The sequence below is a fragment of the Kitasatospora sp. NPDC056273 genome, assembly GCF_042268845.1.
GTDB lineage: Bacteria > Actinomycetota > Actinomycetes > Streptomycetales > Streptomycetaceae > Kitasatospora.
In genome coordinates this window covers 1-6,481 of sequence record NZ_JBHJSJ010000114.1, presented here as the reverse complement: position 1 = coordinate 6,481, position 6,481 = coordinate 1, and the positions used below count along the sequence as shown (strand labels likewise).

Annotated in this window: 8 protein-coding genes; 6 read left to right on the top strand and 2 right to left on the bottom strand. The window is 73.4% G+C overall.

Going from position 1 to position 6,481, the window contains the following annotated elements; genetic code table 11:
- Positions 1-54 precede the first annotated feature (54 nt).
- On the bottom strand, positions 55-792 hold the full coding sequence (locus ACFCY1_RS41205; RefSeq protein WP_074001946.1) for a DUF5324 family protein: 738 nt from the start codon (positions 790-792) through the stop codon (positions 55-57).
- A 259-nt stretch (positions 793-1,051) separates the two neighbouring features.
- Between ACFCY1_RS41205 and ACFCY1_RS41200 the strand changes: the two genes are divergently transcribed.
- The gene (locus ACFCY1_RS41200; RefSeq protein ID WP_049656798.1) at positions 1,052-1,945 is read left to right on the top strand and encodes a rhomboid family intramembrane serine protease; all 894 of its coding nucleotides are present in this window, start codon (positions 1,052-1,054) and stop codon (positions 1,943-1,945) included.
- A 347-nt stretch (positions 1,946-2,292) separates the two neighbouring features.
- On the opposite strand, the gene crgA is transcribed toward ACFCY1_RS41200, so the two are convergent.
- On the bottom strand, positions 2,293-2,541 hold the full coding sequence (gene crgA / locus ACFCY1_RS41195) for a cell division protein CrgA (protein ID WP_049656797.1): 249 nt from the start codon (positions 2,539-2,541) through the stop codon (positions 2,293-2,295).
- Between the two features lie 169 nt (positions 2,542-2,710).
- Between crgA and ACFCY1_RS41190 the strand changes: the two genes are divergently transcribed.
- From ACFCY1_RS41190 to ACFCY1_RS41170, 5 genes are all read left to right on the top strand, one after another.
- On the top strand, positions 2,711-3,475 hold the full coding sequence (locus tag ACFCY1_RS41190; protein ID WP_375877801.1) for a DUF881 domain-containing protein: 765 nt from the start codon (positions 2,711-2,713) through the stop codon (positions 3,473-3,475).
- Positions 3,476-3,544: 69 nt separating this feature from the next.
- Positions 3,545-3,724 carry a hypothetical protein gene (locus tag ACFCY1_RS41185; RefSeq protein WP_049656795.1) on the top strand — a complete coding sequence of 60 codons (180 nt, stop codon included), beginning with the start codon at positions 3,545-3,547 and terminating at the stop codon, positions 3,722-3,724.
- Positions 3,725-3,779: 55 nt separating this feature from the next.
- A complete protein-coding gene (locus ACFCY1_RS41180; protein WP_074002166.1) occupies positions 3,780-4,445 on the top strand; it encodes an aminodeoxychorismate/anthranilate synthase component II in 666 nt (221 codons plus the stop codon).
- Positions 4,446-4,450: 5 nt separating this feature from the next.
- Positions 4,451-5,545, top strand: a complete 1,095-nt coding sequence (locus tag ACFCY1_RS41175) for a class E sortase (protein ID WP_375877800.1) — start codon at positions 4,451-4,453, stop codon at positions 5,543-5,545.
- A 37-nt stretch (positions 5,546-5,582) separates the two neighbouring features.
- A complete protein-coding gene (locus tag ACFCY1_RS41170) occupies positions 5,583-6,425 on the top strand; it encodes a class E sortase (RefSeq protein WP_375877799.1) in 843 nt (280 codons plus the stop codon).
- The last annotated feature ends 56 nt before the right edge of the window (positions 6,426-6,481 follow it).

Sequence of the window (6,481 nt, the reverse complement as noted above, 5' to 3'; positions counted from 1 at the left end):
GACCAGGATCCTGGTCGGCGGCCGATCGGCGTTTGCGGGCGCTCGCCCGTACGGTCAGCGCGACCCGGGGCCGTCCTCGGCGGCGGGGCCGTCCTTCCCGGCGGTCGGGGACCCGTCCGTCGACTCGGCGACGGCCTCCGGGCCGGAGCCGTTCACCGGCGTGGAGGCGGCGTGCGCGCCGGCCGGCCGGGGCTCCTGCGGGGCCGGGGGCTCGACCAGCCACTCCGGGTTGCTGTGCCGGCGCCACCACTGCCAGGCCACGATGCCGCCGCCGATCGCCAGCAGGCCGGCCACGGCGAGGCCGGTGGCCAGGCGGTTGCACTGCTCCTTCCTGGCGTTCCGGGCGGCCAGCTCGCTGATCTCGGCCGAGCTGACGTTGCCCTGGAGGGCGGTCAGCGCGGCGGCGCCGCGGGCCTGGGCCTCGTGGGCGACCGGGCCGACGGTGGCGCGGGCCTCCTCGACCGCCTGGGCGACCCTGGGGCCGACGGTGGCGCGCGCCTGGTCCGCGGCCCGGGCGGCGGACAGGCGGGCCGCCAGAGCGGCCTCCTGGGCCCGGTGGAGGGCCTTCAGGGTGTTCTGCTGGGCCTCCGGCGGCAGGTTGGCGAAGGCCTGGCCGAACTGGGGGGCGAGGTGCCGGTCGTACTGGCAGCGGAGGTGGTGGGCGGCCTGTGCGGCCTTCGGACCGAAGGCGTCCAAGGCGGGGCCGAGGCGCTGCTTGGCGCCGTCCGCGAACTGTGCGGCGGTGTCCCGGGTCCTGGTGGCCGTCTCACGGGCCGAATCCGAAAAGCTCACGAGTCTCTCCTCCTGGGTGGTGTCCTTTATGCACATATCCACCTGAATGCTAATCATGCATGCTGATTTGTCCGGAGGCATGTCGGGGTGGGCCGTACGCGGGCCCCTGCCGGGGCGGGCCGGACGGGGCGGGCGTGAGGACAGGGCCCCCGGCGGGGCGGAGAAAGCCGGGTCCGGCTGTGGGGGAGCCGGTCCGGGGGCGGTGGCGCGGCAGTAGGCTGGCGGTTTCGGAGGTCGTGTACGGGAAGGGGACCCGCTGATGCTCCCGGACGAGCCGAGGCCGTCGGTCGACCGGTCCCCGGAGGCCGGACCGCCCGACTGCTACCGGCACCCGCAGACCCCCACCGGGGTCTCCTGCACCCGCTGCGAGCGGCCGATCTGCCCGCAGTGCATGGTGACCGCCTCGGTGGGCTTCCAGTGCCCCGAGTGCGTCGGCAACGGCCACACCGGGTCGCGGCAGGCGACCACCCGGTTCGGCGGGGCCCTGGCCGCCGACGGCGGGCTGGTCACCCGGGTGCTGATCGGGCTCAACATCGTGGTCTGGGTGCTGGCCGCCTTCGTGCTCACCCCGCGGCTGGGCCAGACCTGGTCGCTGTTCAGCGCCGGGCGGGACATCCTCGGCGGCCCGGCGGGCATCGCCGACGGCCCGGACCAGTGGTACCGGCTGCTGACCGCCACCTTCCTGCACCTGGAGTGGTGGCACGTCGGGATGAACATGCTGGTGCTGTACTGGCTCGGCCCGTCGCTGGAGGAGGCGCTCGGCCGGCTCCGCTTCCTGGCCCTCTACCTGGTCTCCGGCCTGGGCGGCAGCACCTTCGCCTTCCTGGTGGCCGGCGGCTGGATGAACTCGGTGGGCGCCTCCGGGGCGGTCTTCGGGCTGATCGGCGCCACGATCGTGCTGCAGCTGCGGAACAAGGGCCCGCTCGGCCCGGCGATGGCGTTCCTGGTCTTCAACCTGGTGGTCACCTTCTCCCGCCCGGGCGTCGACTGGCGGGCGCACGTCGGCGGCCTGCTGCTCGGCTCGCTGACGGCGGTCGGCCTGATGTACGCCCCGCGCGAGCGCCGCGGCCTGGTGCAGGGGCTGACGGTGGCGGGCGCGGTGGCGGTCGAGGCGGGGATGCTGCTGGCCGGGACGGCCCTCTACGGGGCCTGACGCCTCGGACGTTTGTCCACAGCGGGTGCGGGGTTGTGCACAGGCTGTGCGACCACCCGGGTGCGGACTGGTGTTCTACGCGTGTCCTGCTGTGCGGTTCTCCCGTTCCCGGGGAGTTATGCACAGCTGTGGACGGGCCCGCCGGGGAAAGTTATCCACAGGCCCGGGGGACTTTTCCCCAGTGTGGATAACCATGTGGATAAGCCCGACAGTCCGATGGTGGGGATAACCGACCGGATTCCGGTGCGCTCCCGCCCGGCTCCGGGCACGCCTGACCGCCGCCCCGGGACGAGCGATCCGGAGCGGCGGGAAACGGCTCGAAGCCGAGCCTCAGGACGGGCGGAGCGTCACTTCCACTGGGTGGAGACGCCGAAGCCGGCGGCGATGAAGCCGAAGCCGACCAGGATGTTCCAGTTGCGCCAGCTCTCGACCGGGTAGGTGCCGCTGGTCACGTAGTAGGTGACGATCCACACCAGGCCAATCAGGAACAGCGCGAGCATCAGCGGCGCGACCCAACCACGGCCCGAACTGATCTTCACCGCGGCCGTGGTCGGCGGGGTGTAGTCGGACTTCTTGCGGAGTCGAGACTTCGGCACGAGGAGCTCTCCTGTCGATGCGCTGTGAGACCGCGCAGGGTGCAGCGGGTGGAATCGGCCGCGGTCGGCTGTGGAGAAACGTCCTGGGGACCGCTCCGCCACATGCCACCGGCGTCCGTTAGCGTAGTGGCTCGGCGGGTCTAGAGGAGATAAGGGTACGGTGACTAATTTGTCGATTCCCCCTGAGCCGGCCCGTACCCGCCGTTCCGGCACCCGAATTGTCGGACGTGCCCTGACCTGCGCCGTCTTCGCGCTCGCCGGACTGCTCTTCTACATCAGCGCGCAGACCGCCCGCGGCACCGACCTGCGGACCGACAACTCGTTGCTCAGCCTCGGCGACGTGGTCCGCCAGCGCAGCGCCCAGAACCAGCAGGCGCAGTCCCAGCTCGCCGACCTCCAGGCCCGCGCCCAGCAGCTCACCGAGCAGCAGGGCCACGACCCCGCCAACGCCGCGCAGCTGGGCGGCCTGCGCTCCGGCGCGGCCCTGGAGCCGCTCCAGGGCGGCGGGCTGACCGTCACCCTCAACGACGCCCCGCCGAACGCCACCGCGCGCATCCCGGGGGTGCCCGAGCCCGGCGTCAACGACCTGGTCATCCACCAGCAGGACATCCAGGCCGTCGTCAACGCGCTGTGGCGGGGCGGCGCCGAAGGGGTGCAGGTGATGGACCAGCGGCTGATCTCCACCAGCGCCGTCCGCTGCGTCGGCAACACCCTGCTGCTCCAGGGCCGGGTCTACTCCCCGCCGTACGTGGTCAGGGCGGTCGGGCGGACCGACGCCCTGCGCTCGGCCGTCGAGGCGGACCCGACGGTCCGCAACTACCTCCAGTACGTCCAGGCGTACGGGCTGGGCTGGAAGGTCCAGGAGAGCGGCGAGCTGAGCCTGCCCGGCTACTCCGGCACCACCGAGCTGCGTTCGGCGGGCGGCCAGCAGTAGCGGACCGGCCCCGCGGGCGCGCACGGCGGGTCTACTCTTTAACCCAGTCCGCTACGTCGAGGGAGCACCATGTACGGCTGGATCTGGCGTCACCTCCCGGGGAACACCCTGGTCCGGGCCGTCATTTCGCTGCTCCTCGTGCTGGGGATCGTCTACCTCCTCTTCACCTACGTCTTCCCGTGGGCGGAACCGCTGCTCCCCTTCGGCGACGTCACAGTGGACGGCGGCGACGGCGCCGCGACCGGCTGAGCCGGCGGGCCCGGCACTCCCTTCCCGCACCGCACCCCACGGAGACCACGCGCGCATGACGACCCGGCCGACCACTCCGCCCCGCATCCTGGTGGTGGACAACTACGACAGCTTCGTCTTCAACCTGGTCCAGTACCTGTACCAGCTCGGCGCCACCTGCGAGGTGGTGCGCAACGACGAGGTGACCGTCGAGCACGCCGTCCGCCGCTCCGGCGACGAGGGCTTCGACGGGGTGCTGCTCTCCCCCGGGCCCGGCGCCCCGGAGGAGGCCGGGGTCTGCATCGAGATGGTGCACCACTGCGCGCGGATCGGACTGCCGGTGTTCGGCGTCTGCCTGGGCCTCCAGTCGATCGCGGCCGCGTACGGCGCCGTGGTCGGCCGGGCGCCCGAGCTGCTGCACGGCAAGACCTCGCCGGTCGAGCACGAGGACGGCGGGGTGTTCGAGGGCCTGCCCTCGCCGCTGACCGCGACCCGCTACCACTCGCTCGCGGTCGAGCCGGCCACCGTGCCGGCCGAACTGGTGGTCACCGCGCGCACCGGGAGCGGCGTGATCATGGGGCTCAGGCATCGTGAACTGCCGGTCGAGGGCGTGCAGTTCCACCCCGAGTCGGTGCTCACCGAGGGCGGGCACCGGATGCTCGCCAACTGGCTCGCGGAGTGCGGCTTCCCGCAGGCGGTCGACCGGTCGGCCGGGCTCGCCCCGGTGATCGGCCGGGGCTGACCGGCGTGACCTCGCTGCGTCCGGAGGGGCGTTTCCAGCCGGAGGCGGACCCGTACGGCACCGCGCAGCAGTACGGCGGGCCCCGGTACCCGGGCCAGGGCGACGGCACCGGCGGTGCGCCGTACCGGCAGGGGATCCCGGTGCAGACCGTGCCCGAGGACGCCTGGGGCGTGTACGAGCAGGCCCAGGAGCCCATCGTGGACGGGCCCGAGTACCCCTGGCTGCCCGACCAGACCCTCCAGCTGCGGCTGCCCCTGGACCTCGGCGCGCCGGCCGCCGAACCGGCCCCCACCGGTGGCCGGGCCGAGCGCCGCCGCGCCGCCCAGGGCCGCACCTCGCTGCGCTCCGGCAGCGGCCGGCGCCGGTCGAACGGCCGCGGCGCCGGGCGGGTGCGCCCCCGGGAGTCCGTGCTCGTGGTGGCCGCCCGGAGCGTCGGCGAGCTGTGCATCACGCTCGGCGTGGTGATGCTGCTCTTCGTCGCGTACCAGCTCTGGTGGACCAACGTGCAGGCCGACGCGGCCGCCGACGGGGCCCGCAACCAGCTGGAGCAGCAGTTCAACGCGGCCGTCGCGCCCGTCCAGCCGGGGCAGCCGGCCCCGGCGCCGGACAAGCCCGAGGTGTTCGAGCCCGGCAAGGGCTTCGCCATCATCTACCTGCCCAAGCTGGGGCTGAAGTTCCCGATCGCCGAGGGCACCTCCAAGTCGGGGGTGCTCGACAACGGCCTGGTCGGCCACTACACGGGAACCGGGATGCCGGGCGACAAGGCGGGCAACTTCGCGCTGGCCGCCCACCGCAACACCCACGGCGAGCCGTTCCGGTACATCAACCAGCTCGGCAAGGGCGACAAGATCGTGGTGGAGACCGCGGCCGGCTACTACACCTACGAGGTCACCGGGGGCATCCCGGAGACCTCCCCCAACAACGTGAGCGTGATCAAGCCGGTGCCGAACGGCGCGGGGTACGCCGGTCCGGGCCGCTACATCACCCTGACCACCTGCACGCCGGAGTTCACCTCCAAGTTCCGCCTCATCGTCTTTGGCAAGATGATCGAGGAACGGCCGCGTGCCCAGGGCAAGCCGGCCGCGATCACGGGCGGGTAGCCGCCCGGCCGCCCGGCCCGGAGGGGGAGCACCGCAGATGCAGGACGAGAGCGCGCGATCGGCCGAACCGGCGCAGGAGGCCTTCGCCCCGCCCGAGCCGCGGGCCGGGCGGGGCCGGAGCCGGGCGCTGGCCGCGCTCGGGGTCTTCGGCGAGCTGCTGATCACCATGGGCCTGGTGCTCGGCCTGTTCGTGGGCTACTCGCTCTGGTGGACCAACGTGCAGGCGGACCGCTCGGCCTCGGCGGCCGCCGACCGGCTGCGCGGCAGCTGGGCCGCGGGCCCGCGCCCCGGCCCCGGGGCGACGCCCGGCGCCGCCCCGGCCCCCGGCGCGTCCGCTGCTCCCGGCGCCCCCGGTACCGAGGCCGGGTCCGTGCCGAAGCAGTTCGCGGCCGGGGACGACGTCGGCTTCCTGCACGTCCCGGCGATGGGCCGGGACTACCAGGTGCTGATCCGGATGGGCACCTCCACCGAGGTCCTGGACGACGGCGTCGCGGGCGTCTACGAGCAGCCGTACCGGGCCGCGATGCCGTGGGACCAGCAGGGCAACTTCGCGCTGGCCGCCCACCGGGACGGCCACGGCGCCAAGTTCCACGACCTGGACGCCGTCCACCGGGGCGACGCCGTCGTGGTCGAGACCCGGGACAAGTGGTACGTCTACAAGGTCGACAGCACCCTGGCGGAGACGTCCAAGTACGACACCGGCATCGTGGCGCCCGTCCCGGCCCGCTCCGGCTACGAGGGCCCCGGCCGCTACATCACCCTGACCACCTGCACGCCGGTGTACACCTCGCGCTACCGGATGGCCGTCTGGGGGAGCCTGGTGCGGGTGGACGACATGGACGCCAAGCGCACCCCGCCGCCGGAGCTGCGGCACTCCTGAAGCCGCCCACGGGCCTCCTGGAGCCCGTACGGAACGCCCGAGGGCCCGCCGCGTTC

What these genes read in the sequence shown, in the direction of transcription:
- ACFCY1_RS41200 (WP_049656798.1), top strand. Translation starts at nt 1,052, where the DNA reads ATGCTCCCGGACGAGCCGAGGCCGTCGGTCGACCGGTCCCCGGAGGCC.
- ACFCY1_RS41185 (WP_049656795.1), top strand. Translation starts at nt 3,545, where the DNA reads ATGTACGGCTGGATCTGGCGTCACCTCCCGGGGAACACCCTGGTCCGG.
- ACFCY1_RS41180 (WP_074002166.1), top strand. Translation starts at nt 3,780, where the DNA reads ATGACGACCCGGCCGACCACTCCGCCCCGCATCCTGGTGGTGGACAAC.
- ACFCY1_RS41170 (WP_375877799.1), top strand. Translation starts at nt 5,583, where the DNA reads ATGCAGGACGAGAGCGCGCGATCGGCCGAACCGGCGCAGGAGGCCTTC.